Source organism: Streptomyces sp. NPDC001568 (assembly GCF_042893755.1).
GTDB lineage: Bacteria > Actinomycetota > Actinomycetes > Streptomycetales > Streptomycetaceae > Streptomyces.
The window spans coordinates 54018-79874 of record NZ_JBIAVF010000022.1 but is presented as its reverse complement, the minus strand read 5'-3'; the positions used below and the strand labels follow the sequence as shown (position 1 = coordinate 79874).

Sequence of the window (25857 nt, the reverse complement as noted above, 5' to 3'; positions counted from 1 at the left end):
CCCCAGAAGGTCGGTGGCGTTCCTCCCGCTAACGGCCGATCCGGCGCCGCAGGGAGTTCAGCAGGTCGGTGATCTCCGTCAGGCGCAGCGGCCCGGCGAGGACAACGACGACGAGCACGATCGTGGCGGTTCCCGCGCCGGCGGCGACGACGTCGCCGAACCGGTCCGCGCCCCGGGCGGCGGCGTACCCGGCGGCGCCGGCGGGCAGGCAGGCGGCGAGCAGTCGCAGGTGGGTCCGTACGGCGGAGCCGGCGGGCGCGGTACGGGTCGCCGGGCGCGGGCCGAGCCGTCGGGAGAGGGCGTACGCGGTGACGGCGGCGCCCGCCGCGAAGGCGACGGTGGTGGCCGCGGCCATGCCGGTGACGGCCCAGCGCGTGGGGAGCAGGAAGTACGCGGCGGCCGACAGGGCGGCGTTCAGCCCGGCGATGACCAGGTTCAGGAAGAACGGGGTCCGGGTGTCGGAGAGGGCGTAGAAGGCGCGGGAGAGCACGTACTGGCCGGAGAAGGCGATCAGGCCGGGGGCGAAGGCGATCAGGATGCCGGCCATGACCTCGATGTCGGCGGGGGTGGTGGCTCCGTGGCCGAAGACGCTGCCGATCACCCAGGGGGCGAGGACGGCGAAGGCGGTGGCGGCGGGCACGACGAGCGCGGCGCTGGTGCGCAGCGCGTACGAGACGTCCCGGCGTACGGCCGTGAGGTCGCCGTCGCCGGCGGCGGCCGCCATGCGGGGGGTCAGGGCGGTGACGAGGGAGACGGTGATGATGCCCTGCGGGACGATCCACAGCTGGTAGGCGTTGCTGTAGGCGGTGTAGCCGACGCCGGCGGCGAGGCCCGCCCGGTCCGCGACGTCCCCGGCGGTGGTGGACAGGCGGGTGACGACCCAGTAGGCGATCTGGTTGGTCAGGACCAGCAGGACGAGCCAGCCGGCGTTGCGCAGGGGGCGGGCGAGGCCGCTGCCGCGCCAGTCGAAGCGGGGGCGCCAGCGGAAGCGGGCCGCGCGCAGCGAGGGGATGAGGGCCAGTGCCTGGAGGACGATGCCGGCGGTGGTGCCGATGCCCAGCAGCCGGGTCTCGGAGGCGGTGAGGCCTTCGGGGGCGTCGTGGGAGAGGGCGAGGAAGAGGCCGAAGACGCCGATGATGACGAGGTTGTTGAGGACCGGTGTCCACATCATCGCGCCGAAGCGGCCGCGGGCGTTCAGTACTTGGCCGAGCAGGGTGAACAGGCCGTAGAAGAGGATCTGCGGGAGGCAGAACCGGGCGAGGGCGACGCTGGTGTCGAACCGGTCGCCGCCGTAGGGGGTGTACGCGCCGATGATGGCCGGGGCGGCGACCACCGCGACGGCGGTGAGCGCGACGAGGGCCGCGGTGCAGGCGGTGAGCAGCCGGTCGGTGTACGCGGCGCCGCCGTCCGCGTGTTCCCTGGCCGCGCGCACCAGCTCCGGGACGAAGACGGCGTTGAGGGCGCCGCCGACGAGCAGCATGTACAGGATGTTGGGCACGGTGTTGGCGACGGCGTAGGAGTCACCGAGCCATTGGGTGCCGAGTGCGGCGACGACGACGGCGGAGCGGACGAATCCGGTGGCGCGGGAGACGATCGAACCGGCGGCCATCAGGGCGCCGCTGCGCAGGAGCGAGCCGCCGGCCTTCGCGGGGCCCTCCGTGTCGACGGCGCCGACGGGCGCCTCGGCCGGACTCGTTCCGGTGGCGGTCATCGGGGCCTCCAGGTCGGTGACGCCCGACGGGGCGTCGTCGGGCGGGCGGAAGTTGGAGCGTACCCGCCGGTCCGGCATGCCCCTGACATCGCTCTTGGGGCAGGGAACCTCCGTCCGGTAGGGCCTTTCGGTCCTGATGTCGGGGCGAAGGTCCCGGACCGGGCGGGGGAGGGTCGGCGTGGGCGGGCCCGGGTGCGCGTCGACGGAGATCGTCCGGATATTTTCCGCAAAAGGCGCAACCCGAAGGCGCCCCGTTCGCTCCTTGCTTACGGACGATCGTTACTTTCGGAGGGGTTTTCGTTGAGCCGCACAAGCCGTACCGCACTGCCGCGCCGTCGGAGCCGTCACGCCGCACCGGCGGCCACCGCCGCACTCCTGGCCGCCGCACTGACCGCCTGCGGGGGCGGCTCGGACGCCGGCGCGAGCGGCAAGGGCGAGATGAAGCAGAAGCCGGCCATGGCGGTTTCGGTGAACCTGACGGGAGACCAGGTCAAGGCGGGCGAGCCCGTCACCGTGACCGTCGCCGAGGGCAAGCTCGCGCAGGTGAAGGTGACGGACGGCAAGGGCGGGGAGCTGCCCGGGCGGATATCCGCCGACGGGAAGAGCTGGACCTCCGAGCGCAACGCCTCGCCGGGCACCGAGTACAAGGTGGAGGCGCAGAACACCGACAGTCAGAGCGCCGACGCACAGTTCAAGACCTCGGCCGCGGACAAGGTGAACAAGGTCTCGATCAACATCCCCAAGGGCAGCACGGTGGGTGTCGCGATGCCGGTCTCGCTCGTCTTCGACAACCCGGTGAAGAACAAGGCCGAGGTGGAGAAGCAGCTGAAGGTCACGGCCTCGGACAACACCGAGGGGTCGTGGGGCTGGTTCAAGGACTACTCGGGCAAGGACCGGGTGGACTGGCGGCCGAAGGAGTACTGGAAGTCCGGTACGGACGTGAAGGTCGAGATGAACCTGAACGGCGTGGACTCCGGGCAGGGCGGCGGGCTGTTCGCCCGTGACTACAACACCGAGTTCAAGATCGGCAAGGATCGGCGGATCGAGGTCAGCCTCGACACGAAGAAGCTGTCGGTGACCGAGGGCGGTCAGGTGGTCAGCACGATCCCCGTCTCGGCGGGCACTCCCGGCGGCCAGAAGGCCTCGTGGTCCGGGAAGATGGTGCTGATGGCGAAGGAGGGCACCATCCGGATGGACTCCCAGACGGTGGGCCTCGGTGACAGCTACGACAAGATGGTCGACTACTCGATGCGGTTGACCTGGTCGGGCATGTACGCGCACGCCGCCCCGTGGAACACCGCCAACTTCGGCAACGCCAACACCAGTTCCGGCTGCGTGGGCATGAGCGACGCCAACGCGAAGTCCTTCTACGGGCAGGTGCAGGTCGGCGACCCGTTCGAGGTCGTCGGCAAGGGATCGAAGGGCAACGCCGAGCTCGGCAACGGCTACGGCGAGTGGAACCTGTCCTGGGACGAGTGGAAGGCCAAGAGCGCGCTGGGCGGCGGCGCGCAGAACGGTTGACCCGGAGGGACTCCTTCCACCCCTTCGGCCTGTTGACTATTGGTCAATTGTTACCACCACGTAACTTACCCACGGGTTACCCCAGGTAAGCCCCTCCCGTTACCGTCGGGTCACTTTGACACCGGCGCACGTGAGGAGCGACCGATGCCAGTCCGCACCACCACCGCAGCAGCCGTGGCGGCCCTGCTCGCCGCCGCCGCCCTGGGCCTGGCCCCCCACCAGGCCCAGGCGGCGTCGGCCGCCGCACCCGCCCCGGCCGCGGCAGCTCAGCCGGAGCTGCGCTTCCACGACATCCCCGGCTCCGGCGGCATCACCCTCAAGGGCAACGTCTTCACCCCCGCGGGTGCCACGCCCGGCCGCACCTACCCGCTGATCGTGCTCCCCACCAGCTGGGGCATGCCGCAGATCGAATACATCGCCCAGGCCCGCAAGCTCGCCGACTCCGGCTACGTCGTGGTCGGTTACACCTCGCGCGGCTTCTGGCTCTCCGGCGGAGAGATCGAGACGGCCGGCCCCGCGGACGTCGCCGACGTCTCCGCCGTCATCGACTGGGCCCTCGCCACCACCCCCGCCGATCCCGAACGCATCGGCCTGGGCGGGGTCTCCTACGGCGCCGGCATCAGCCTGCTGGCCTCCGCGCACGATCCTCGGATCAAGGCCGTGGTCGCGCTCAGCGGCTGGGCCGACCTCATCGAGTCCATCTACTCCGGACGCACCCAGCACCTCCAGGCCGCCGGCCTGCTCGGCGCCGCCGGCGCCATCACCGGCCGCCCCGGACCCGAACTCCGCCAGATCCTCGGCGACTTCCTCGGCTCCAAGCTGGACAAGGAGCAGGCGATGATCGACTGGGGCCGCAAGCGGTCACCCGCCGAGAAGGTCGACCGGATCAACGCCAACGGCGCCGCCATCATGCTCGGCAACGCCTGGGGAGACACCATCTTCCCGCCCAACCAGTACGCCGCCTTCTACGAGAAGCTCACCGGCCCCAAGCGCCTGGAGTTCCGCCCCGGCGACCACGCCACCGCCGAGGCCACCGGCCTGCTCGGGCTGCCCAACGACACCTGGACCAACGCTCACCGCTGGTTCGACCGCTACCTCAAGGGCGAGCGCAACGGGGTGGACACCGAGGCCCCGGTGCAGATCAAGTCCCGCAGCACCGGCGGCTACGAGGGCTACGCCGACTGGAAGTCCGTCGGCTCCGGCGGCACCGAGCGGATCGCCCTCTCCGACAGCGAGCACGTCTTCGCCAACGTGGACTCCGGCGCCAACGGCGGCATCGTCATGCTCTCCAACCTCCTCGACCAGTTCCTGAAGACGCCCCCGGTCGCCTCGATCCCCCTCCTCCCCCGCTCCTTCGCCGCCGTCTGGCAATCGCAGCGCTACGAGGAGGAGCGCCGCATCCGCGGCACCGTCCGCCTCCACACCACCGTGACGCCCACCAAGGGCGACGGCACCTTCGTCGCCTACCTCTACGACGTCGGCCCGCTCGGCCTCGGCAAGCTGGTCAGCAACGCCCCGTACACCTTCCACGGCAAGACCCCCGGGCAGGCCTTCGGGGTGGACCTGGAGCTCTTCTCCACCGCCTACGACGTGCCCGCGGGCCACCGGCTCGCCCTCGTCGTGGACACCGTCGACCCGCTCTACATCGAGCACAACCCGACCGGCGCGCAGCTGACCTTCTCCTCGCCGCGCACCGATCCGAGCTGGGTCTCCGTGCCGCTGCGCGAGCAGTGATCCACGGCTGCTGCCGGGCGGTGGGTGCGCCCGCGCGCCGCTACCTTCCCGGCAGCAGCCCTCCCGGACCGGCGTCCGGGACGGCGACCGCCTCGGTCTTGGGGTTGCCCCGCTCGCGCCGGGCCACCCAGGTGGCGAACCAGGAGAGCAACATGCACATGCCGATGTAGATCGGCGAGATGATCATCACGACGGGGATGAACGGCAGGTCGTAGTCCAGGTTGGAGGCGATCAACTTCCCCGCGTGCAGGAACTCCTCGTAGGTGATCAGGTAGCCCAGCGAGGTGTCCTTCAGTGCCACCACGAGCTGGCTGATGATCGTCGGTAGCATCGCCCGCACGGCCTGCGGGGCGAGGACGTACGTCATGACCTGCGTCTTGCGCATGCCGAGCGCGTACGCCGCCTCCCGCTGCCCCTTCTCCACGGAGTTGATTCCCGTGCGGAAGACCTCGGCCAGGACCGACCCGTTGTACAGGGTCAGCCCCGCGACCAGGGCGGGCAGCGGCTGCACCTTCAGCGCCACGAAGATGAAGAAGATCATCACCAGCACCGGCATGGCCCGGAAGAACTCCACGCACAGCGTGGCCAGCCAGCGCGCGGGCCGGTGGACCGAGAGCCGGCCGCAGGCGAGGACCGCGCCGAGCAGGAGGGAGAGCACCGAGGCGTAGACGAAGGCCTTGAGGGTGTTCCACAGACCCCTGAGCAGCAGCTCCTGGATCCCCTGGTAGGTGAAGGGGCTCCACTTGGCGGCGGTGAACTGCTCGGTGTCGAACAGCAGGTAGAGGATCCAGGCCAGCAGGGCGAGGATGAGCACGGTGGAGCCGATCCCGTAGAACAGGTGTCGGCGTTGGGCCCGTGGGCCGGGCAGGTCGTAGAGGGCGGAGGACCCCAGGTCCCCTTTCAGCCCGTGCGCGGTCATCGGGCGACTCCGTAGCGCTTCTCCAGCACGTGGAAGAGCAGGCTGATGGACAGGGTGATGATCAGGTACCCCACGGCGATCCAGACGAAGGTCCAGATGATGCTGTAGCCGAGTTCGTTGAGGGTCTTGTAGGTGCCCAGCAGCTCGTTGACGCTGAAGGCGCCCGCGATCGCCGAGTTCTTGGCGAGGGCGATCAGCGTGGAGCCGATCGGCGGGATGACCGAGCGGAAGGCCTGCGGCAGGATCACCGAGCCCAGGTTCTGCTCGAAGGACATGCCGAGGCTGCGGGCGGCCTCGCCCTGGCCCTTGGGCACGGTGTTGATGCCCGAGCGCAGCACCTCGCAGATGAACGCGGAGGTGTAGCAGCCCAGGGCGAGGACGGCGAAGAGCTGGAAGGGCAGGACGATCCCGAAGCGGGGCAGGCCCAGCAGCACGGCGAAGAAGAGCAGGGTGAGGGGGGTGTTGCGCAGCACGGTCACCCAGACCGTGCCGAAGACGCGGAAGGATCCGACGGGCGCGACCCGGAAGGAGGCCATCAGGAAGCCCAGGACCAGGGCCAGGAGGCTGGCGTAGACGGTCAGCTCCACGGTGCCGAGGAAGCCCTCTCCGTAGAGGGCGAAGTTGTCGGTGAGTACGTCCATGGCGGTGCGGTCTCCCCTCAGCCCGCCGGATAGCGGTCGATGGCGGGCGGTGTCGGGGCGGGCTCGCCGGAGAGGCCGAGGGTGGCCTCGTAGGCCTTCTTCCAGTTGCCGTTCTTCTCGTTCTCCTCCAGCGCGTCGTCGAGGGCGAAGCGCAGGGCGTTGTCCGAGCGCGGTACCCCGATGCCGTACGGCTCCTCGGAGAAGGGGTCGCCGACCACCTTGAGCTCCTCGGGGACCTTGGCCGCGTAGCCCAGCAGGATGGAGTCGTCGGTGGAGACGGCGTCGACCTGGTAGGTCAGCAGGTTGTCCACGCAGACCGAGTAGGTGTCGTAGGCGACGAGGACGGCCTTGGGGTACTCCTTCTGGAGCCGCTGGTAGGGGGTGGAGCCGGCGGCCGAGCAGACCTTCTTGCCCGCCAGGTCGTCGGGGCCCTTGATGTCCTTCTCGTCCTTGCGGACCAGGAGGGACTGGCCGGCCATGAAGTAGGGCCCGGCGAAGCCGACCTGCTTCTTGCGGTTGTCGTTGATCGTGTAGGTGCCCACGTAGTAGTCGATCTGGCCGTTCTGCAGGGCGGTCTCGCGGTTGGCGGAGGCGATGGTCTTGTACTCGATCGTCTTGGGGTCGAAGCCGAGGGCGGCCGACATCATCTTGGCGATCTCGACGTCGAAGCCGGAGTATCGGCCGCTCGCGGGGTCCTTCTCCCCCATGTACGGCTGGTCCTCCTTGACGCCGACCACCAGGTGGCCGCGCTTCCTGGCCCTCTCCCAGGTGGGTGACTGCGGCAGCTGGAAGCCGGTGGCGACCTTGTAGACGGGGAGGTCCTCGGGCTGCGGTCCCTTGACCGGGGGGCTGCCGGGCCTGCCGCAGCCGGCCACGGCGAGGAGCAGGACGAGCAGGAGGGCGCCCAGCGCGCGGGTGTGTTTCATCGGGCGGCCCCTCAGTGCTTGAGGATCTTGGAGAGGAAGTCCCGGGCCCGCTCGCTCTCGGGGGCGGTGAAGAAGGCCTCCGGGGTGCGGTCCTCGACGATCCTGCCGTCGGCCATGAAGACGACGCGGTTGGCGGCGGAGCGGGCGAAGCCCATCTCGTGGGTGACGACGACCATCGTCATGCCCTCGGCGGCGAGCTGCTGCATGACCTCCAGCACCTCGTTGATCATCTCCGGATCGAGCGCCGAGGTGGGCTCGTCGAAGAGCAGGGCCTTGGGGCTCATGGCCAGGGCCCGGGCGATGGCAACGCGCTGCTGCTGGCCCCCGGACAGCTGGGCGGGGTACTTCTCGGCCTGGTCGGCGAGGCCGACGCGGTCCAGCAGTTCCCGGGAGCGCTTGTCGGCCTCGTCCTTCTTGCGCTTCCTGACCTTGATCTGCGCGAGCGAGACGTTCGCGAGGACGGTCTTGTGGGCGAAGAGGTTGAAGGACTGGAAGACCATCCCGACCTCGGCCCGCAGCCCGGCCAGTTCCTTGCCCTCGGCGGGGAGCGGCTTGCCGTCGAGGGTGATCGTGCCCGACTCGATGGTCTCCAGTCGGTTGATCGCCCGGCAGAGGGTGGATTTCCCGGAGCCGGAGGGGCCGATGACCACCACCACCTCCCCGCGGCCGACGGTGAGGTTGATGTCCTGGAGGACGTGCAACGTCCCGTAGTGCTTGTTGACGTCCCGCAGCTCGATCAACGGATCGACGGCCATACGCTGCCCTGCCCACTTGTCGGTGTGTCGAGGTCAGCGCAAACTATCCAGCCGCCGAAGGCGACTTCCCCCCGACACGCCTAAAAGGTACATAAAGCACACCGGGTGCGTCGCGGTACGGGCCCGGGGCGGCGGGCGGCTGGGGTCAGCCTTCGGAGGCCTCGGCGTAGGCCTGGCTGAGTTCGGGGGACCCGGTCATCGCCCAGGACACCCCGGACCCGATCACGTCCAGCTCGCGTCCCGATGCCAGCCGGATCATCGGCAGGCCGTTCGGCCAGACCTGCCAGGCGGCGTGCGGGATGGTTCGGACGATCACCGTCCCGAGGTAGAACCCGGCGTCGTTGCCCAGCCAGGGCACGGCCTCGGGGTCCCGCCGCCAGCGCGGCATCAGTTGGTCCAGCGCCTCCAACGAGGCGGGGGTCCCGTCGAGTTCGAGCCCGGCCGCCCTCGCCTGGGCCCGCAGCATCTCGCACTCCGAGAACAGTTCGGCGATTCCCTCGGGATCGTCCGCCAGGGCGACGGCGAGCCCCGGACCCTGTTCCGTTTCGTGCCGGTTCAGCCAGTTGGCCAGGAAAGGGATGTGCATGCCGTCCAGCGTGGCACCAGGAACGGCCGCCGGCCACAGGGCGCGCCTGTCCGGCCGGGATCGCAGGACCCGGGCCGGGCTCGCGAAATCCCGGGCCGGGCTCGCGGCGTCCCGGCCCGGGTCCTCAGACCTCCAGGTCGACGACGACCGGGGCGTGGTCGGAGGCGCCCTTGCCCTTGCGCTCCTCGCGGTCGACGTAGGCGTCCTTGACGGCCTTCACGAAGGGCTCGTTCCCGTAGACGAGGTCGATGCGCATGCCGCGGTTCTTGGGGAAGGCGAGCATCCGGTAGTCCCAGAAGGTGTACGGCCGGTCGTACTTGAGGGCGCGCGGGAAGACGTCGGACAGGCCGGCGGCGCGCAGCGCCTCCAGGGCGGCGCGCTCCGCGGGGGTGACGTGCGTGAGGCCCGCGAACACCGCCGGGTCGTAGACGTCCTCGTCGGTCGGCGCCACGTTGAAGTCGCCCAGCACCGCGAACGGGCGCGATCCGGCCGCGTCTTGCGCGATGGCGGTGGTGAGGGCACCGAACCAGTTCAACTTGTAGCCGTAGTGGTCGTGCTCGACCTCGCGGCCGTTGGGCACGTAGACCGACCAGACGCGCACGCCGCCGCAGGTGGCGGAGATCGCGCGGGGCTCCTGCACGCCCTCGTAGTCCGGCCCGTCCGGCAGGCCCATCACCACGTCCTCCAGGCCGACCTTGGAGAGCAGGGCGACGCCGTTCCACCGGCCGGTGGCGTTGACGACGGACTCGTAGCCCAGCTCGCGCAGCTCGGCGGCCGGGAACTGCTCCGCCGAGCACTTGGTCTCCTGGATGCAGAGCACGTCCGTGCCGGAGCTCTCCAGCCAGGCGAGCAGCCGCGGCAGCCGGGCGGTGATCGAGTTGACGTTGTACGTGGCGATGCGCATGCGTCCCAACCTACCGCCCCGCACCGACAGTCACAGGTCGGTGTGGTCCCCGGCGGTGAGTCGGCCGTGGGGGGCGCCGGACAGGGCGTTCAGGGCCGTGTCGTAGACGGGGCGGGCGATGTCGGCGAGGTAGGCGTCGTGGATGTCGATGGTCCGCCCCGGCTTGACCTCGCGGACGTAGTCGATCACCTCGGCGATCTTGTTCCAGGGGGCGTGCACCGGGATCATCAGCGTCTCGACGGGCACCCCGGGCACCGTCAGGGCGTCGCCGGGGTGGAAGAGCGAGCCGTCCACGAGGTAGCCGACGTTGGTGACGCGCGGGATGTCGGGGTGGATCACCGCGTGCAGTTCGCCGTGCGCCTGCACCTCGAACCCCGCGGCCTCGAAGGCGTCGCCGTGGCCCACGGTGTGCACGCGGCCGGGGTAGGCGGGCGCGAGCCGCTGCGCGACGGCGCGCAGCGTCCACAGCCGGGCGGCCGGGTTCGCGTCGAGCGCGGCCCGCAGCCGGCCCTCCTCGAAGTGGTCGGGGTGCTCGTGCGTGACCAGCAGGGCGTCCGCCCCGAGGCCGGCGTCGGGTTCGCTGAAGGCGCCCGGGTCGATGACGAGCGTGCGCCCGTCCTTCTCCAACTGGACGCAGGAGTGCAGCCGCTTGGTGAGCTTCATGATCCCAGGCTAGGCCGGCCGGGGTCCCGTGGTCCCGCCCCGGGCCTACGGGATCGTGGTGGAGACGACGTAGACGCGGGGGTTGGACGGGTTGGTGAGGTCGACCGTGACGTCCCGGGTGGGGCGGGGGTCCCGCGCGTCCAGGGTGACCCCGTACCACTGGTGCTTCGGGCTCCAGCTCCAGCCGGCGACGCCCGCGTCGTGCGTGGAGATCGACACTCCGGGGGTGAGCGCCGCCCGGTCGGTGCCGATGTCGGTCAGGAACGCGTCGAGCTGCTCGGGTGAGACGCCGAACTGGACGTAGAGCCGGCTGGTGCGCCAGTTGTTGGTCTCCAGGTACCCGACCAGCGAGGCCATCAGCGGGATGGGCACCTCGTAGATGCTGCGCTGCACCTTGGACGGCCAGGCCTCGCGCACCTTGACCGCGCCGACCTTCGCGGCCTTGTCGCGGCCGCTCTGGCGACTCTGTTGGGCGGAGACGGCGAGGTAGCCCGCCGGGACCCCGACGAGCAGCAGGATGATGATCGCGGTGATCCAGCGGCGCCGGACCACGTGTCTGCGGTCCTCGACGGTGGGCGCGGGCGTGTCGCCGGACCCGGGGGGCGGGGCCTGGCGGGGCAGGGAGGGCGGGGTCACTGCTGTCCTGTGTCCTTGGGGCCCGGGGCGTCCGGGGCGTCGGTGGAGCCGGTGGCGGTGCGCCGGCCGAGCTGCGCGTAGCGCTCGTAGCGTTCGTGGCGCTCGACGCGGCGGCGGGTGGCGCGACGGAAGCGGCGGGCGACGAGCCGGGCGAGGTCGGCGGCGCCGACCATGCCGGCCTCCGGGCCGAGCTGGGCCTTGGCGATGCGGGCCTCGGGGCGGTAGCCGCGGCCGGTGAGGTGGCGCCGGAAGGCGTCCCGGGCGGGGCCGATGAGCAGGTCGTCGGCGGCGCTGACACCTCCGCCGATGACGAAGCAGGAGGGGTCGAGGGCGGCGGCGAGGTTCGCGATGCCGACGCCGAGCCACTGGCCGATGTCCTGGAGGAGTTCGACGCACATGGCGTCCCCCTCGCGGGCCAGCTCGGTGATGAGCGGGCCGGTGATCTCCGCGACGTTGCCGCCGACGCGGGCGATGATGTTGTACGCGACCGGGGAGTCGGCGGCGGCCAGCTCGCGGGCTTCGCGGACCAGGGCGTTGCCGGAGCTGTACTGCTCCCAGCAGCCGCGGTTGCCGCAGGGGCAGCGGTGGCCGCCGGGCACGACCTGCATGTGGCCGAACTCGCCGGCGACTCCGTAGCGGCCCCGTTTGACCTGGCCGCCTTCGAGGATCGCGCCGCCGATGCCGGTACCCAGCGTGATCATGACGAGGTGGTCCTCGCCGCGCCCGGCACCGAAGCGCCATTCGGCCCAGGCGGCGGTGTTGGCATCGTTGTCCACCATGACCGGGACCGCGAGCCGCGACTGGAGGGCGTCGCGCAGCGGCTCGTCGCGCCAGGCCAGGTGCGGGGCGAACAGGACGCGGGAGCGGTCGGCGTCGACCCAGCCGGCCGCCCCGATGCCCACGGCGTGGACGTCGTGCCGGTCGGACAGGTCCAGCACCAGCTCGACGATGGTGTCCTCGACGACCTTGGCGCTCTTGGACTTGTCGGGGGTCTCGGCGCGGATCTTCTCCAGGATGACCCCGTCGGCGTCCACGACACCGGCCATCACCTTGGTGCCGCCGATGTCGATGCCGACGGTCGGGACGCGCGGGGCGGTCAGCAGCGACCTGCGCTCACGGGTCCCGACGGTCCGCAGGACGGTGCCCCGCGCCGCCCCCCGGTGGGCGAGCGTGAAGTCCCGGTACGTGCTCATCGAGTCGTGTCGTCCCTCATGGTGCGGTGGTGCCCGGTGCGGCGCCGGGTGCGGCGTCCGGTCCTGATTCTGCCACCCGCTCCAGCTCGTGGCTCAGCTCGTCGAGCTCCGAGCCGCCCGCCATCTGGCGCGTCAGCTCGTCCAGGGTGATCGAGTCCCGGGTGTGGCTACCGGCCATCGTGCCGCGCTTGAGGAGCACGAAACGGTCCCCCACCAGGTACGCGTGGTGCGGGTTGTGCGTGATGAGGACGACACCGAGGCCCGCGTCGCGGGCGGCGGCGACGTACTTGAGGACGACACCGGACTGTTTCACGCCGAGGGCGGCGGTGGGCTCGTCCAGGACGAGGACCTTCGCGCCGAAGTACACGGCCCGGGCGATGGCCACGCACTGGCGCTCGCCGCCGGAGAGGGTGCCGATGGGCTGGTCCACGTCGCGCAGGTCGATGCCCATGCGCAGCAGCTCGGCGCGGGTGGTGCGGCGCATCAGGTCCACGTCGAGGCGACGCAGCGGGCCGCGTCCCTTGGTGGGCTCGGAGCCGAGGAAGAAGTTCCGCCAGACGGGCATCAGCGGGACGACGGCCAGGTCCTGGTAGACGGTGGCGATGCCGTGGTCGAGGGCCGCTCGGGGGTTGGCGAGGACGGTTTCCTCGCCCTCGATCTCGAAGGTGCCGGCGTCGTGCCGGTGCAGCCCCGCGATGATCTTGATGAGGGTGGACTTGCCGGCGCCGTTGTCGCCGAGCACACAGGTGATCTCGCCGGCCGAGACCTCCAGGGAGACGCCCTGGAGGGCGCGGATGTTGCCGTAGTACTTGCTGACGTCGGTCAGTCGCACCAGGGCCGTACCGGTCTGCGCGCCGGGCGCGGGTTCCGTGCTCACTTGCTCGCCTCCGCCCGCTTGCGCACCCATGCGTTCAGCAGCGTGGCCAGCAGCAGCATCCCGCCGAGGAAGAACTTGAACCAGTCCGGGTTCCACTGGGCGTAGACGATGCCGTTGCTGGTCATGCCGAAGATGAAGGCACCCACGGCCGACCCGATCGCCGAGCCGTAGCCGCCGGTCATCAGACAGCCGCCGATGACGGCCGCGATGATGTACAGGAACTCGTTGCCGACGCCTTCGCCCGACTGGACGACGTCGAAGGAGAACAGGATGTGCTGCCCGGAGATCCAGGCGCACAGCGCGACGCCCATGTAGAGGCCGATGCGGGTCTTGACCACGGGGACGCCGGTCGCGCGGGCCGCGTCGGCCCCGCCGCCCACCGCGAAGATCCAGTTGCCGGCGCGGGTGCGCAACAGGATCCAGGTGGCGACGGCGACCAGGACCAGCCACCACAGGATGGTGACCTTGAGCGTGACGGAACCGATGTTCCACTGGGAGGCGAAGAGCGCCCGGGCGGAGGAGAAGCCCTCCATGTCGGCGATGCTCTTGGTGGAGACCGAACCGCTGATCAGCTTGGTGAAGCCGAGGTTCAGGCCGGTCAGCATGAGGAAGGTGCCGAGCGTGATGATGAAGCTCGGCAGTTTGGTGCGGGTCAGCATGAACCCGTTGAAGAAGCCGATGGCCAGCGTCACCAGCAGCGACACCAGCACGCCGACCCACACGTTGGCCGTCATCTGGTAGCTGAACATCGAGCTGAACAGGGCCGACGTGGTGACCATGACACCGGCGGAGAGGTCGAACTCCCCGCCGATCATGAGCATCGCGACGGGCACCGCCATGATCCCGATGGTGGAGGCCGAGTACAGGATCGTGCTCAGGCTGGAGGCCCGCAGGAAGCTGTCGGCCGCGAAGGAGAAGAAGACGAAGACGGCGGCCGCGCCGACGACCGCGCCCAGCTCGGGGCGGGCGAGGAGGCGGCGCAGCAGGGAGGGCGGGGCCAGGCGCTCGTCGGCGGTGGGTACCGCGGCGCTCACCGGGTACCCCGCTTGATGTACTCCTCCAGCTCGGCGGCCTCGGCCCCGGTGACGATCTGCGGCCCGGTGAGCACCGGGCGGCCGCCGCCGAGGACGTCCGCGTTGTAGCGGTAGAGCCACAGCAGGTCCACGGCCTGGTAGCCCTGGAGGTAGGGCTGCTGGTCCACGGCGAAGCCGAGGGCGCCGGACTTCAGGTCCCGGGCGACGGATTCGTTGAGGTCGAAGGTGTCGACCTCGGCCTTGCTGCCCGCCGCGTCCTTCGCCTTGACGGCGGTCGGGGCGAACGGGGCGCCGAGCGTGACGATCGCGTCGACGGACGGATCCGCCTGGAGCTTCGCCTGGATGGCCGCCTGCACGGACGGCATGTTGGTGCCCTCGACGTACAGGTTCTCCAGACTCCCGCCGAAGGTCTTCTTCGCTCCGGCGCAGCGCTGCTCGTGGCCGACGTTGCCCTGCTCGTGCAGGACGCAGACGGCCCGCTTCTTGCCGCGCTTGGTGAGCTCCGCGCCGACCGCCTCGCCCGCGATCTCCTCGTCCTGACCGATGTGGGTGAGGGCCCCGTACGCGGCGGACTGGGCCGATCCGGAGTTGACCGTGATCACCGGGATGCCGGCCTTGACCGCCTTGCCGATGACGTCCTTGAGGGCGTCGGGCTTGGCGAGGCTGACGATGATGCCGTCGACCTTCTGGTCGATGGCGTTCTGCACGAACTGGGCCTGCTGCTGCGCCTGGTCGTCGTGGGAGTAGACGAAGTTGATGTTGTCCTTCGCCGAGGCCTCCTTGGCGCCCTTCTGCACGATGTCCCAGAAGGTGTCCCCGTCGCCCGCGTGGGTGACCATCGCGAACGTCCAGCGTGGTGTGGACACGGCCGGTCGGCCCGCATCGGCCTTCGCCCGCTCCTCGGCACGCTTGCCGCCGGTGCTGCTGCAGCCCGCGAGGGAGGCTCCCAGTACCACCGCGAGCACCGCGCCCACGACGCGTACCCCTGTCCGAACCCTAGCCACGTCGCCGCGCCCTTCCCTCGTCCGCCATCAATCGGTCATTCCGGTTCCAGCCGCCCAGTATCCGCCACAGTGGACCATGAAGGGCCATCGGGGCATGCTCGGGCAGATTGACAGGTCCCCCGTACGGGGTCAGGTTGAGTGCATGCGCATCGGGCTCATCGGAACCGGCCGCATCGGCTCGTTCCACGCGGCCACTCTGGCCCGCCACCAGGACGCCGGCTCGCTGCTGCTCGCCGACGCCGATCCCGGCCGGGCCGCACGGCTCGCGGACCGGCTGGGGGCCACGGCCGCGCCCAGCGTCGATCAGGTCTTCACGTGGGGGGTGGACGCCCTGGTCGTGGCCTGCTCGACGGACGGGCACGCCGAGCTGGTGCGGCGGGCGGTGCGCGCCGGCCTGCCGGTGTTCTGCGAGAAGCCGATGGCCCCCGACCTGGCCCGCAGCCTCACCGTGCTGCGGGAGGTGACGGCCGCCGGCGGGACTCTCCAGCTGGGCTTCATGCGGCGTTTCGACGCGGGCCTGCGCGCGGCTCGGGAGCTGGTCCGTTCGGGCGCGCTGGGCCGGCTGCACACCGTACGGACCATGACGTCCGACCCGGCTCCGCCGGCCGCCCCGTACCTGGCGACCTCGGGGGGCCTGTTCCGGGACTGCCTGGTGCACGACTTCGACATGGTCCGCTGGGTGACCGGGCACGAGGTCGTCGAGGTGTACGCGGCCGGTTCCGACGCGGGTCCCCCGCAGTTCCGCGAGAGCGGCGACGTCGACACCGCCGCGGCCCTGCTGACCCTGGACGACGGGACGCTCGTCACGAGCTCCGCGACCCGGTGCAACGGCGCCGGGTACGACGTACGCATGGAGCTGGCCGGGGAGCGGGACCAGGTTTCCGCCGGGCTGGACGACCGAACGCCGATCGCCTCCACCGAACCGCAGGGCCCGCCTGCGGCGAGCAAGCCGTGGGGCGGGTTCCTGGAACGCTTCGGCCCGGCGTACGAGGCCGAGATGCACGCCTTCGTCCGGCTGGTCCGGGGCGAGGGCCCCAATCCGTGCGACGGCCGGGAGGCGCTCGCCGCCTTCCGGGTCGCGGAGGCGTGCGAGCTGTCCCGCCGGGAGCGCCGGCCGGTGCGGCCGGCGGAGCTCCCGGATCTGTGAAGGGGCCCGGTTGCGGGCGGTCACGGCGCGGCGCCTACCAGCGCACCGGGTACTGCTTGACGCCCCGGACCAGGGCGCCGCTGATCCATTCGCGCTGTCCGGGCACCTCGGCGAGGTCCGGGAAGCGCTCCAGCAGGGCGCGCAGGGCGATGCGGCCCTCCATGCGGGCGAGCGGGGCGCCGAGGCAGAAGTGGATGCCGTGGCCGAAAGCCATGTGCCCCGGGCCCCGGCGGCGGATGTCGAAGACGTCGGGCTCCGCGAAGCGGGACGGGTCGCGGTCCGCGCCGGCCAGGGAGATCAGGACCGGCGAGCCCTCCGCGATGAAGGCGCCGCCGATCTCCAGGTCCTCGCGGGCGAACCGGAAGGTGGAGTTCTCCACCGGGCCGTCGTAGCGCAGGATCTCCTCGACCGCTCCGTCGATCAGCCCGTCGAAGTCGGCGCGCAGGGCCGCCAACTGCTCGGGGTGGGCGAGCAGCGCCCGTACGCCGTTGGTGATGAGGTGGCTGGTGGTCTCGAAGCCGCCGATCATCAGCAGGAAGGCCATGGCGACGAGTTCGCGCGGGGTGAGGCGGTCGCCGTCGTCGTCGCGGCTCAGGGTCCAGGCGCTGAGCAGGTCCTCGCCGGGGGCGGCGCGCTTGGCCTCGGTGAGCTCGGTGAGGTAGGCGGTCATCTCCCTCAGGGCGGTGTCCTCGGCCTCCTGGCCGCTCGGCGAGACGATCTCGACGGACCAGGCTCCGAACGGCTCGCGGTCGGCGTCGGGCACCCCGAGGAGTTCGCAGATGACCGTCATCGGCAACGGGTGCGCGAAGGCGGTGACCAGGTCCGCGCCGCGGGAGGGGTCCGCCGCCATCGCGTCGAGCAGTCCGTCGGTGATGTCCTGGACGCGGGGTCGAAGTTCCTCGACCCGGCGCGAGGTGAAGGGTCGGGACACCAGCCGGCGCAGCCGGGTGTGGTGCGGCGGGTCGGCGCGGTGCATGTTGTCGCTCGCGTCGGTGGTCTCGCGGTCGGCGTAGCTGCGGCCGGAGGTCAGCCAGTTCTTCGAGATGGCGGGGTGGACCAAGGCCTGCCGCGCCGCCTCGTCCCCGACGATGAGACAGATTTCCGTGCCGTCGGTCGCCTTGACCCGGTGGACGGGTCCTTCTTCCCGCATCCGCGCGTAGTGCGGGTACGGGTCTTCGTCGAAGTCATCGGCGATCGAACTGATGTCGAGAACGGGCATGACGGCCACACTAGGCCCGACGATCAAGCGGGTAGGAGCTGCTTTCGGACAATCGTTCAGGCCACGGCGCGACGTCCCCAGGCGGTACCGGCCAGTACGAGCACGACGCCCGCCGCACCGACGGCGCCGAGGTGCTCCCCGCCGATGGCGATGCCCGCCGCTGCCGCCCAGAGGGGCTCGGTGCCGAGCAGCAGGCTGACCCGGGAGGGCGAGGTGCGGCGTACGGCCCACATCTGCACGAAGAAGGCGAAGAGGGTGCAGAAGACGGAGAGGAAGGCGAGGCCGGCCCACTGGGCGACACCGAAGTCCGCCGCGGCCGCCCACGGGGACGAGCCCGTACCGGGCAGCGTGGCGAGCACGGCGAACACCAGGACGGCGCTGCCGAGCTGAACGGTCGTCAGGGAGAGCGGGTCCGCGTCCTGGACGGCCTTGATCCGGGCCATCAGCAGCACGTGCAGGGTGCGGGCGAGGGCGGCGCCGAGGATCAACAGGTCACCGAGGCCGGGGGCGGTGAACCCGGCGCCCTGGGTGAGCAGCACGACGCCCGCGACGGACACGGCGGCGGCGCCGAGGAAGGCGGGCGAGGGGGCGGTGCGACGGACGGCCGACTCGGCGAGCGGGGTGAAGATCATCGTCAGGCTGATGATCAGCCCGGCATTGGTGGCGGAGGTGTGCACCACCCCGTACGTCTCCAGCAGGAAGATCCCGCCGAGCACGAGGCCCAGCGCCCCCGCGCCGCGCAGCTGGGCGGCGCTCAGCGCGCGCAGCCGCGACCAGCCGGCGATGACGAGGACGGGCAGCACGAGCGCGAAGCGCAGCACGAGCACCGCGATCACGGTGTGGGTGGTGGTGATGCCCTTGGCGGCGAGGTAGCTGCCGCCCCAGACGACGGCGACGAGCAGCACGGGGAGATCGGCGAGCCAGGCCCGGCGGGGGGCGAGGGCGGGCGCGGGGGCGGCGAGGGTGGTCACCGGGGCGTCTCCAACGGTGGGAAGGGGTGGAGACTTCGGCGGCTCGCACGGGTGCGGGCCCACGGTAACCGAGTCGATCTTCCCGGTCGACCCTGTTTCCCGCGCCCCTCCCCCACGCCCGCCCCGCCCCTCCTGCGCCCGCCGGAGCGGGCTTTCGCCGGCGCCCGTCGGAGCGGGCTATTCGCCGATCGTGCCGAAGGTGGCGCGCCCCGCGATGCGGTAGGTGTGGACGGCGACGCCGCTGCCCGTGGTGCGGGAGGCCGCCAGCTCGAAGGCCGTCGGCAGGCCACCGGTGGAGAAGAGGCGGCGGCCAGTGCCCAGGAACACCGGGAAGGTCAGCAGGTTCAGCTCCTCGACGAGGTCTCGCGCGAGCAGCCACTGCGCGAGCTGCCCGCTGCCGTGCACCTGGAGTTCGCCGTCCGTCGCGTCCTTGGCCCGGACCACCTCCGCCTGGAGGTGTTCCCCGTCGATGACGGTGGCGCCGGCCCAGGCGGGCTCCTTGAGGGTGGTGGAGGCCACGTACTTCGGCAGGGCGTTCAGCGGGCCCGCGATCGGGTCGGTGGGGTCGGTCTGCCTCGGCCAGTACCCGGCGAAGATCTCGTACGTCCTGCGCCCGAGCAGGAACGCCCCGGCGCGGTCGAAGACCTCGGTCATGAACTCCCCCATGCCCTCGTCGGCGTAGGGGGCCACCCAGCCGCCGTACTCGAAGCCGCCGGTGGTGTCCTCCTCCGGGCCACCGGGGGCCTGGTAGACGCCGTCGAGGCTCTGGAAGGTGGTGAGGGTCAGTTTGCCCATGGCTCCGCGCTCCTTTGATCGTTCCGCTCCGGTTACCCCGTGCACCGGTTCAGACTCCCGGTCGGCCCCGAACTCATCGGTGCGGCGCGCGTGAACGCCACGTCCGATTCCCGCCAGCGCCCGACCTCGGCCTCCCATTTCATTGAACCCACAACGATTTATGGGGCCGACCAGCCCCGAACGGGAGGAAACACGATGAACGGTGTCAACACGGTGGCTCTGGTGACCGGCGGCAGCCGCGGCATCGGGGCGGCCACCGCCCTGCGCCTGGCGCGGGACGGCATGGACGTCGCGATCACCTACACCCGGGACGCGGGGGCGGCGGCCGAGGTCGTCGGCAGGATCGAGGCGCTGGGCCGCCGGGGCGTGGCCGTACGGTCCGACGCGGGCAGCCCCGACGGACCCGGATCGGCCGTCGAGGAGACGGTGCGCGCGCTCGGCCGCATCGACGTGGTCGTCAACAACGCGGGCGTCGGCGTCCTCGGCCCGCTGGAGTCCCTGGCCACGGAGGACGTGGACCGGGTTCTGGACGTCAACGTGAGGGGCGCCTTCCTGACCTCCCGGGCCGCGGTCGGGCGGATGGAGCGCGGCGGCCGGATCATCACCATCGGCAGCTGCATGACGCAGCGGGTGCCGGGCCCGGGCGGAACCCTGTACGCGATGAGCAAGGCCTCCTTGACGGGCCTGACCAAGGCGCTGGCCCGGGAGCTCGGCGAACGCGGCATCACCGCGAACCTCGTGCACCCCGGCCCGGTGGACACCGACATGAACCCGGCCGACGGGCCGTACGCCGGGCCGCAGGCGGCGATGACGGCCCTCGGCCGGTTCGGCGCGCCCGACGAGGTCGCCTCCATGGTGTCCTTCCTGGCCGGGCCGGACGCCGCGTACGTCACGGGCGGTGAGTTCTCCGTGGACGGCGGACACGCCGCCTAGGGCGTCCGACGACGGGGGACGGCGGGTCGGCGGGCACGCCGAAGGGGCGCACCGCATCGCGGTGCGCCCCTTCGGGCAGGGCGCGCGCCCCGGGGGTGTCGGCCCCCGGGGCAGTCGTCGGGAGGGGCTGCGTCAGCCGCCCAGCTCCTGGTGACGGGCGGCGTGCGCGGCCGTGCCCGTCTCCGTCAGCGAGCCGAACAGACGCAGGCGGGAGAAGCCGCCGTCCGGGAAGATGTCGATCCGCACGTGCGTGCCGACCGCCGGGGCGTCCAGCACGAAGCGGTGGTTGGTGTCGGGCTGCAGGCGGGTGCGCGGCAGGAACTCCGTCCACTCGCCCTCCTCGCCCGTCTTGACGGACAGCGAGGCCCAGCCGGCCGAGTTGCCCTTGAGGTACGCGGTGTCGATCTCGACGGCGCGGATCTCGGACTCGGCGACGAGCTGGTAGCGGATCCAGTCGTTGCCGTTGTCGCGGCGACGGGCGGTCTCCCAGCCGTCGTCCATCTTGCGGGAGCGGCCCGGGTTGATGGTGTTGGTCGGCGGGGAGTAGAAGCGGTTGGACGCGTCCTCCACCGAGCCGCCGTTCTCCAGGGCGACGACGTCGAACGTGCCGAGCGTGGCCAGCCAGCGCGGGTCCGGGACGACCTCGCCGTGGACGCGCAGGCGGGCGATGCCGCCGTCGGGGTGCTGGTTGACGCGCAGGTGCGTGAAGCGCTGCTCCGCGGTGACCTCGTAGCCGTTGGCCGCGTGGCCGCCGACCGCGGTGCGCGGGACGAGCACGGTCCACTTGACGTCCTCGCCGAGCAGCTCCTCCGGGGTCGGCGCGAGGGCGCCTTCCCAGTTGGTGCCCTCGATCGAGACGGCCTGCGGCATGTTGCCGCGGAAGTGGGCGGTGTCGACGACGATGCCGCGGATCACGCCGGGGGCGCCGAGGCGCACCAGGGCGTAGTCGTGGTCCTCGGGGGTCGGCCACGGCTGGGTGGCGGAGACGCCACGCCTGCGGCGGGTCTCCCAGCCGTCCATGACCTTGCCCTTGTGGCCGAAGTGCTCGGGGTCGAAGTGCGCGGCCTCGGCGATGAGGAGGTTCTCGCGCATGGCGAAGAACTCGTCGTTGGCGAAGGTGACACCGGCGCCCAGCTCACGGGCGGCGAGGTTCGCGTACTGGGTGAACGGGAAGTCCGCGGTGCGGTAGTCCGCGTACGGGTCGCCGCCCCCGTACGGGTTCGCGTTGCCGGTGAAGGATTCAATCGCCACTGTCAGTTCTGCCTTTCGAGGAGGAGGCCCTTGGGCTCGGTCGGGGTGCCGTGGTCGGCGATCTGCGTGCCGCGCAGCCAGGTGGACTTCACGACGCCGTGCAGGGTCTTGCCCGCGTACGCCGTGACCTGGTTGCGGTGGTGCAGTTCCGCGGGGTCCACGGTGAAGGTCTCTTCGGGTGCCAGGACGGCGAAGTCGGCGTCGCGGCCGGCCTCGATCGCGCCCTTCTGCGCCAGTCCGGCGAGGGCGGCCGGGGCGGCGGACATCCAGCGGACGACGTCCTCCAGGCTGCGGCCGCGCTTGCGCGCCTCGGTCCAGATCGCCGGAAGGCCCAGCTGGAGGGAGGAGATGCCGCCCCAGGCGGTGGCGAAGTCGCCGGTCTTCAGGTCCGCGGTGGAGGGCGAGTGGTCGGAGACGATGCAGTCGATGGTGCCGTCGGCCAGCGCGTCCCACAGGATGTCCTGGTTGGCGGACTCGCGGATGGGCGGGCAGCACTTGAACTCGGTCGCGCCGTCCGGGACTTCCTCTGCCGTGAGGGTGAGGAAGTGCGGGCAGGACTCGACGGTGATCTGCACGCCCTCGGCCTTGGCGGCGGCGATCAGCGGCAGCGCGTCGGAGGAGGACAGGTGCAGGACGTGGACGCGGGCGTTCAGTCGGCGCGCCTGGTCGATCAGGTTCTGGATCGCGGTGTTCTCGGCGTCCTTGGGACGGGAGGCGAGGAAGTCGGCGTACCTGGGGCCCGGGTTCTGCGGCGCGGACTCCAGGTGGTGCGGGTCCTCGGCGTGCACGATCATCAGGCCGCCGAAGCCGGTGATCTCCGCGAGGGAGGCGGCCAGTTGCTCCTGGTCGAGCTGGGGGAACTCGTCCACGCCCGACGGGGACAGGAAGCACTTGAAGCCGTAGACGCCGGCGTCGTGCAGCGGGCGCAGGTCCTTGACGTTGTCCGGCAGCGCGCCGCCCCAGAAGCCGATGTCCACGTGCGCCTTGGTCCGGGCGACCTCCTGCTTGACGCGCAGGTGGTCGACCGTGGTGGTCGGCGGCAGGGAGTTGAGCGGCATGTCGAGGATGGTGGTGATGCCACCGGCCGCGGCGGCGCGGGTGGCCGTCCAGAAGCCCTCCCACTCGGTGCGGCCCGGGTCGTTCACGTGGACGTGGGTGTCGACCAGGCCGGGGAGCAGGACGTCGTCGCCGAAGTCCTCCAGCCGGGCTCCGGCCGGTACCTCGGCCTCGTACGCCAGCACGGCCGTGATCTTCCCGTCGGCGACGGCCACCGAGGCGGCGCGCGTCCCCTCGGGGGTGATGACGCGCGTCGAGCGCAGTACCAGTTCCACAGCCGCGTCGGCCACCGGAACCTCCCCATCTACTTCCACAGAGCGAAATTCAACGTTCTGTTGACGGAGTCTTCACCCCGATCCGGAACCAGTCAAGAGCGACCGGAGGGACTGCTGACCCACTCGGGCCGCAATTGGATGTTTCCACAGGATGGAATTAAGATTTCACTATCCAGAATGTAGCTACCACCACCAGGAACCGGACGGGTAACTTCCCGAGGACGTCCACCACCAGGACAAACCCCCTCTGACCGGCGGGGACGGCGAGGGCCCGGCTCTAGGGCAGGCGCCGACCGACCGGTAGGCTGCTCCCTTGCCTGCCAGCACCGAAAGGACCGCGCCGTGCCGACGTCCAGCGCCAGCACCACCGACGCTTCCGCCAAGCCCACCGCCGCCGGCGGTGGCGTCCAGTCCCTTGAGCGCGCCTTCGATCTGCTCGAACGCATGGCCGATGCCGGCGGTGAAGTCGGACTCAGCGAGCTCTCCGCCGCCAGCGGTCTGCCGCTGCCCACCATCCACCGACTGATGCGCACCCTCGTGGCGTGCGGCTACGTCCGGCAGCAGCCCAACCGACGGTACTCCCTCGGTCCCCGGCTGATCCGCCTGGGCGAGTCCGCCTCGCGCCTGTTGGGCACCTGGGCCCGTCCCTACCTCGCCCGTCTGGTCGAGGAGACCGGTGAGACGGCCAACATGGCCCTCCTCGACGGCGACGAGATCGTCTACGTCGCACAGGTGCCGTCCAAGCACTCCATGCGCATGTTCACCGAGGTCGGCCGCCGGGTGCTGCCGCACTCGACGGGCGTGGGCAAGGCCCTGCTCGCGCACACCCCCGCCGAGGAGGTCCGCGCCCTGCTCGCCCGCACCGGGATGCCGGCCGCGACCGAGAAGACCATCACGACGCCCGACGGCTTCCTGGAGGCGCTGGAGCGGGTCCGCAAGGCCGGCTACGCGGTCGACGACAACGAGCAGGAAATAGGAGTCCGCTGCCTGGCCGTGTCGGTGCCGAACTCGCCGACCGCCGCCGCGATCTCCATCTCGGGACCGGCCGGCCGGGTCACCGAGGCCGTGGCCGAGTCCTTCGTCCCGATCCTCCAGGGCGTCGCCGCCGAGCTGTCGGTGGCCCTCCAGAGCCAGAACCCGGCCTGATCACCCGCGTACGAAGGCCCCCGCGGTCCCTCTTCGGAAGGGGCGGCGGGGGCCTTCGTGCGTCGGCGGGACGGGCGACGGCGCTCAGGCCGCCGGGAGGGACGGCGCCGTCGCGGTGAGGCGACCGTCGGCCATCGTCGCCGTGCGGTCGGTGCGCTCGAGGTGGGCGTGGTCGTGGGTGACCAGCACCGTGGCCGTGGAGCGCTCGCGCGTGAGGGCGACCAGCAGGTCGAGCACGGCCGCGCCCCGCTCGTGGTCCAGGGCGCTGGTGGGTTCGTCGACGAGCAGCACGGACGGCTCGTTCATCAGGGCGCGGGCGATGTTCACGCGCTGGCGCTGACCGCCGGACAGCTCGTGCGGACGCTTGTCCGCCTTGTCGGCCAGGCCCACCGCCTCCAGCAGTTCCACCGCGCGCCGACGCAGCAGCCGCGCGGGCCGGCCCGAGATGTGGCTCATGACCTGGAGCTGCTCCAGCGCGGTCAGCGAAGCCAGCAGGTTCGGCTGCTGGAAGACGATGCCGATCTCCTGCCTGCGCAGGGCCGACTTCTCGGCGGCGCCGAGCGTCGCGGTGTCGCGGCCCGCGACGACGACCCGACCGGAGTCGGGGGTGACCAGGGTGGCGGCGACGGCCAGCAGGCTGGACTTGCCCGAGCCGGACGGCCCGATGACCGCGGTCATGGTGCCCGCCGGCACCTCCAGGGACACCGCGTCCAGGGCGGTGAGCCGGCCGTCCCCGTCGGGGTAGGTGAGCGTGACGTCGTGGACGAGCAGGGTCATCGGGCGCTCCCGAGGGCGGTCAGCGGGTCGACGGCGGTGATCCGCCGGATGGACAGGGCGGCGCCCAGCACGCCCAGCGCGATCATGATCGCCGCCGGGACCAGCACGGTGGCCGCGTCGAGGACGAAGGGCACGTCACCCCCGCCGATCAGCGCGCCGGCGCCGACGGCCAGGGCCGTCCCCGCCCCGGTGCCGATCGCGAGCATCACCACGGCCTGGCCGAGGGCGTCCTTCAGCAGGTACGGGGTGGAGGCGCCGAGCGCCTTCAGCACGGCGATGTCGCCGCTGCGCTGGATCGTCCACACCGTGAAGAAGGCCCCTATGACCAGGGCCGAGATGGCGAAGAGGAAGCCGCGCATCAGCTGGAGCGAGCCGTTCTCCGCCTGGTAGGACCCTATGGCTTCGAGGGCGTCCTCCACGGTGAGGGCGCTGGTCGAGGCGGCCTCGTCGCCCGCGGCCCAGTCCACCGACGCGCCGCCCTCGACGGCCAGCACGGTGGCGAGGGACTCCAGGGAGGTCCCGGGGTTCCCGATGCGCTGCCAGTCGTTGATGTCCATCCACACCACCGGGGTGTGGCTGTAGGAGGCCGCGCCGGCGACGGCGGCCACCGTCAGCTCCAGCGGGCCCGCCTTCAGCCTGCCGCCCGCCGTGAGCCCCCCGAGCTCCGCAGCGGCCTTCCGGCTGAGGACCACCTGCCCCTGCGTGAGGCCGGCCCCGGCCGGGGCCAAGCGGCCCGCCGACTCGACGCCGAAGAGGGTCACGGCCGCGGTGCGCTCACCGGAGACGGCGTTGGTGGTGCGGATCCCGAGCGGCTCCGCCGACTTCACCCCCGGCCGCTCGCGCCAGGCCCGCCACGCCGCCTCGGGCACCTGCGAGCTGGTGAAGGACACCTTCTGGTCCCCGGCGGGCGCGGCGAACGCCAGCCGGGTCGCGGGCAGCCCCGTGATGGCCGAGATGTTCTCCCGGGCCAGTCCCGAGGTGAGTCCCGACAGCAGGCCGACCAGCAGTGTGATCAGTAGGACCACCGAGCCCATGAGGGCGAACCGGCCCTTGGCGAACCGTAGATCTCTCCATGCGACGAACATGCCCCCACCTTGGTCTTCCGTGTGGGCACGGGACATCGCGCCACAGTAGGGATCCTCGTATCGAAGGAGGGCTCCTGACATCGAACTTTTGGTTGACC

The 25857-nt window shown here is 71.3% G+C and carries 25 protein-coding genes; 5 read left to right on the top strand and 20 right to left on the bottom strand.

Annotated features, from left to right (window positions below; translation table 11 throughout):
• Nucleotides 1-28: 28 nt before the first annotated feature.
• Entirely contained in the window at nt 29-1711 is a 1683-nt protein-coding gene (gene murJ / locus ACFY0I_RS33215; RefSeq protein WP_388902778.1) for a murein biosynthesis integral membrane protein MurJ, read from the bottom strand.
• A gap of 300 nt (nt 1712-2011) precedes the next feature.
• On the opposite strand from murJ, the gene ACFY0I_RS33210 reads away from it, so the two are divergent.
• Entirely contained in the window at nt 2012-3232 is a 1221-nt protein-coding gene (locus ACFY0I_RS33210; protein WP_388902708.1) for an Ig-like domain-containing protein, read from the top strand.
• 144 nt (nt 3233-3376) lie between these two features.
• Nucleotides 3377-4966, top strand: coding sequence for a CocE/NonD family hydrolase (locus ACFY0I_RS33205; protein WP_388902706.1), 1590 nt, complete (start codon nt 3377-3379; stop codon nt 4964-4966).
• A gap of 40 nt (nt 4967-5006) precedes the next feature.
• Here ACFY0I_RS33205 and ACFY0I_RS33200 read toward each other — a convergent pair whose 3' ends face one another.
• The 12 genes from ACFY0I_RS33200 to ACFY0I_RS33145 all read right to left on the bottom strand — a co-directional run bounded on the left by ACFY0I_RS33200 (nt 5007) and on the right by ACFY0I_RS33145 (nt 15104).
• The gene (locus ACFY0I_RS33200; RefSeq protein ID WP_388902704.1) at nt 5007-5885 is read right to left on the bottom strand and encodes an amino acid ABC transporter permease; all 879 of its coding nucleotides are present in this window, start codon (nt 5883-5885) and stop codon (nt 5007-5009) included.
• Nucleotides 5882-6526, bottom strand: a complete 645-nt coding sequence (locus tag ACFY0I_RS33195; RefSeq protein ID WP_281204081.1) for an amino acid ABC transporter permease — start codon at nt 6524-6526, stop codon at nt 5882-5884. Before ACFY0I_RS33195 ends, ACFY0I_RS33200 begins: the two co-directional genes overlap by 4 nt.
• Before the next feature lie 17 nt (nt 6527-6543).
• Entirely contained in the window at nt 6544-7452 is a 909-nt protein-coding gene (locus ACFY0I_RS33190) for a glutamate ABC transporter substrate-binding protein (RefSeq protein ID WP_388902701.1), read from the bottom strand.
• A gap of 11 nt (nt 7453-7463) precedes the next feature.
• Nucleotides 7464-8207 (bottom strand): amino acid ABC transporter ATP-binding protein, encoded by a 744-nt coding sequence (locus ACFY0I_RS33185; RefSeq protein WP_388902698.1) that lies wholly within the window; start codon nt 8205-8207, stop codon nt 7464-7466.
• A 145-nt stretch (nt 8208-8352) separates the two neighbouring features.
• On the bottom strand, nt 8353-8793 hold the full coding sequence (locus ACFY0I_RS33180; protein ID WP_388902695.1) for a DUF6278 family protein: 441 nt from the start codon (nt 8791-8793) through the stop codon (nt 8353-8355).
• 124 nt (nt 8794-8917) lie between these two features.
• Nucleotides 8918-9697 carry an exodeoxyribonuclease III gene (locus ACFY0I_RS33175; RefSeq protein ID WP_388902693.1) on the bottom strand — a complete coding sequence of 260 codons (780 nt, stop codon included), beginning with the start codon at nt 9695-9697 and terminating at the stop codon, nt 8918-8920.
• Between the two features lie 30 nt (nt 9698-9727).
• A complete protein-coding gene (locus tag ACFY0I_RS33170) occupies nt 9728-10360 on the bottom strand; it encodes an MBL fold metallo-hydrolase (RefSeq protein WP_388902690.1) in 633 nt (210 codons plus the stop codon).
• Between the two features lie 45 nt (nt 10361-10405).
• Nucleotides 10406-10996, bottom strand: a complete 591-nt coding sequence (locus ACFY0I_RS33165) for a hypothetical protein (protein ID WP_388902688.1) — start codon at nt 10994-10996, stop codon at nt 10406-10408.
• Nucleotides 10993-12189 (bottom strand): ROK family glucokinase, encoded by a 1197-nt coding sequence (locus ACFY0I_RS33160; RefSeq protein ID WP_388902686.1) that lies wholly within the window; start codon nt 12187-12189, stop codon nt 10993-10995. The genes ACFY0I_RS33165 and ACFY0I_RS33160 overlap by 4 nt, the downstream gene beginning before the upstream one ends.
• A 16-nt stretch (nt 12190-12205) precedes the next feature.
• Nucleotides 12206-13096 carry an ATP-binding cassette domain-containing protein gene (locus ACFY0I_RS33155; protein WP_388902684.1) on the bottom strand — a complete coding sequence of 297 codons (891 nt, stop codon included), beginning with the start codon at nt 13094-13096 and terminating at the stop codon, nt 12206-12208.
• Nucleotides 13063-14100, bottom strand: a complete 1038-nt coding sequence (locus ACFY0I_RS33150; RefSeq protein WP_388902682.1) for an ABC transporter permease — start codon at nt 14098-14100, stop codon at nt 13063-13065. Before ACFY0I_RS33150 ends, ACFY0I_RS33155 begins: the two co-directional genes overlap by 34 nt.
• A complete protein-coding gene (locus tag ACFY0I_RS33145) occupies nt 14097-15104 on the bottom strand; it encodes a sugar ABC transporter substrate-binding protein (protein WP_388902680.1) in 1008 nt (335 codons plus the stop codon). The genes ACFY0I_RS33150 and ACFY0I_RS33145 overlap by 4 nt, the downstream gene beginning before the upstream one ends.
• 142 nt (nt 15105-15246) lie before the next feature.
• Here ACFY0I_RS33145 and ACFY0I_RS33140 point away from each other — a divergent pair, with 142 nt between their 5' ends.
• Complete coding sequence (locus ACFY0I_RS33140; protein ID WP_388902678.1) at nt 15247-16251, top strand: Gfo/Idh/MocA family oxidoreductase; 1005 nt, start codon at nt 15247-15249, stop codon at nt 16249-16251.
• 34 nt (nt 16252-16285) lie between these two features.
• Here ACFY0I_RS33140 and ACFY0I_RS33135 read toward each other — a convergent pair whose 3' ends face one another.
• From ACFY0I_RS33135 to ACFY0I_RS33125, 3 genes are all read right to left on the bottom strand, one after another.
• Nucleotides 16286-17470: a cytochrome P450 gene (locus ACFY0I_RS33135; protein ID WP_388902675.1), complete on the bottom strand. Its 1185-nt coding sequence runs from the start codon at nt 17468-17470 to the stop codon at nt 16286-16288.
• 56 nt (nt 17471-17526) lie between these two features.
• Nucleotides 17527-18441, bottom strand: coding sequence for a DMT family transporter (locus ACFY0I_RS33130; protein WP_388902673.1), 915 nt, complete (start codon nt 18439-18441; stop codon nt 17527-17529).
• Between the two features lie 177 nt (nt 18442-18618).
• Nucleotides 18619-19236 (bottom strand): dihydrofolate reductase family protein, encoded by a 618-nt coding sequence (locus ACFY0I_RS33125; RefSeq protein ID WP_388902670.1) that lies wholly within the window; start codon nt 19234-19236, stop codon nt 18619-18621.
• A gap of 195 nt (nt 19237-19431) precedes the next feature.
• On the opposite strand from ACFY0I_RS33125, the gene ACFY0I_RS33120 reads away from it, so the two are divergent.
• Complete coding sequence (locus ACFY0I_RS33120; protein ID WP_388902668.1) at nt 19432-20169, top strand: SDR family oxidoreductase; 738 nt, start codon at nt 19432-19434, stop codon at nt 20167-20169.
• Between the two features lie 132 nt (nt 20170-20301).
• On the opposite strand, the gene alc is transcribed toward ACFY0I_RS33120, so the two are convergent.
• Nucleotides 20302-21420, bottom strand: coding sequence for an allantoicase (gene alc, locus ACFY0I_RS33115; RefSeq protein WP_388902665.1), 1119 nt, complete (start codon nt 21418-21420; stop codon nt 20302-20304).
• A gap of 2 nt (nt 21421-21422) precedes the next feature.
• Nucleotides 21423-22766 (bottom strand): allantoinase AllB, encoded by a 1344-nt coding sequence (gene allB / locus ACFY0I_RS33110; protein WP_388902663.1) that lies wholly within the window; start codon nt 22764-22766, stop codon nt 21423-21425.
• Nucleotides 22767-23093: 327 nt separating this feature from the next.
• On the opposite strand from allB, the gene ACFY0I_RS33105 reads away from it, so the two are divergent.
• On the top strand, nt 23094-23897 hold the full coding sequence (locus tag ACFY0I_RS33105; protein ID WP_388902662.1) for an IclR family transcriptional regulator: 804 nt from the start codon (nt 23094-23096) through the stop codon (nt 23895-23897).
• 84 nt (nt 23898-23981) lie between these two features.
• Here ACFY0I_RS33105 and ACFY0I_RS33100 read toward each other — a convergent pair whose 3' ends face one another.
• Together ACFY0I_RS33100 and ACFY0I_RS33095 are read right to left on the bottom strand one after the other, a co-directional pair.
• Nucleotides 23982-24674: an ABC transporter ATP-binding protein gene (locus tag ACFY0I_RS33100; protein WP_388902660.1), complete on the bottom strand. Its 693-nt coding sequence runs from the start codon at nt 24672-24674 to the stop codon at nt 23982-23984.
• Nucleotides 24671-25759 carry an ABC transporter permease gene (locus ACFY0I_RS33095; protein ID WP_388902657.1) on the bottom strand — a complete coding sequence of 363 codons (1089 nt, stop codon included), beginning with the start codon at nt 25757-25759 and terminating at the stop codon, nt 24671-24673. Before ACFY0I_RS33095 ends, ACFY0I_RS33100 begins: the two co-directional genes overlap by 4 nt.
• Nucleotides 25760-25857 lie beyond the last annotated feature (98 nt).